At 61.8% G+C, this 1,078-nt stretch carries 1 protein-coding gene and 1 pseudogene; both read left to right on the top strand.

Annotation, left to right across the window (positions count from 1 at the left end; all coding sequences use genetic code 11):
- Nucleotides 1–32: 32 nt before the first annotated feature.
- A complete protein-coding gene (locus tag HX803_RS12290; RefSeq protein WP_178920900.1) occupies nt 33–881 on the top strand; it encodes a TauD/TfdA family dioxygenase in 849 nt (282 codons plus the stop codon).
- Nucleotides 882–908: 27 nt separating this feature from the next.
- Nucleotides 909–1,078 (top strand): annotated as a pseudogene (locus HX803_RS12285) (ABC transporter ATP-binding protein); the annotation flags it as partial.

Below are 1,078 nucleotides of genomic sequence, written 5' to 3'. Positions count from 1 at the left end.
CTACTGTTCCAACAGCGACCCCATCCGCCCAATTGTTCGAGATCCGTCCACTGGCCGGCAGTGTCGGCGCCGAGGTCATCGGCCTGGATTTGTCCCGACCGGTCAACGACCAGGATTTCGCCCGCATCCACCGTGCGCACCTGGACCATCACGTCGTGGTTTTTCGTGACCAGCGCATCACTCCCGAACAACAGATCGCCTTCAGCCGCCGCTTTGGTGTGTTGCAGATCCACGTGCTCAAACAGTTCCTGCTGGCCAACCATCCGGAAATCCTGATCGTCTCCAACATCATCGAAAACGGCCAATCCATTGGCCTGGGTGATGCAGGAAAATTCTGGCATTCGGACCTTTCCTATAAAGAGCTGCCAAGCCTGGGCTCGATGCTGCACGCCCAGGAACTGCCCTCCGAGGGCGGCGATACCTTGTTTGCCGACATGCACAAAGCCTGGGACCAATTGCCTGAACACCTGCGCACAGCGGTCGAAGGCCGAAGCGCCGCGCATTCCTACACCGCGCGTTACAGCGAAACCAAATTCGAAGGCAACTGGCGCCCGACCCTCACCCCGGAACAGCTCGCCCAAGTGGCCGAAGTGGTGCACCCGATCGTGCGCACTCACCCGGAAAACGGTCGCAAGGCGCTCTTCGTCAGTGAAGGCTTCACCACGCGTATCGTGGGCCTGCCGGAGGACGAAAGCCGCGACCTCCTGGCCCAGCTCTACGCCCACAGCGTCTTGCCGGAAAACATCTACCGCCACCAGTGGCAGCCCCACGACATGGTGTTCTGGGACAACCGTTCGTTGATCCACCTGGCCGCCGGTTGCCCGAGCCACCTGCGGCGCAAGCTGTTTCGCACCACCATCCAGGGCGACGCGCCTTTCTGATCCCCACTTCCCGGCTAGAGAGATGAAATGAACGCGCCCCTGCAAGGCCACGCGGCCAGCACGTTGAATACCCCCCAGCCTTTGTTGGCGGTGGACAAAGTCAGTCTTGAGTACCGCACCCCCGAGCGCGTGGTGCGGGCCACCCACCAAGTCAGTTTCGAGATCGACCCGGCCGACCGCTACGTGCTGCTCGGCCC

The organism is Pseudomonas sp. P7548, assembly GCF_013386585.1.
In the GTDB taxonomy this organism is placed as follows: Bacteria; Pseudomonadota; Gammaproteobacteria; order Pseudomonadales; family Pseudomonadaceae; genus Aquipseudomonas.
The sequence above is the reverse complement of the archived record's forward strand: the minus strand, read 5'-3'. Positions and strand labels throughout refer to the sequence as shown.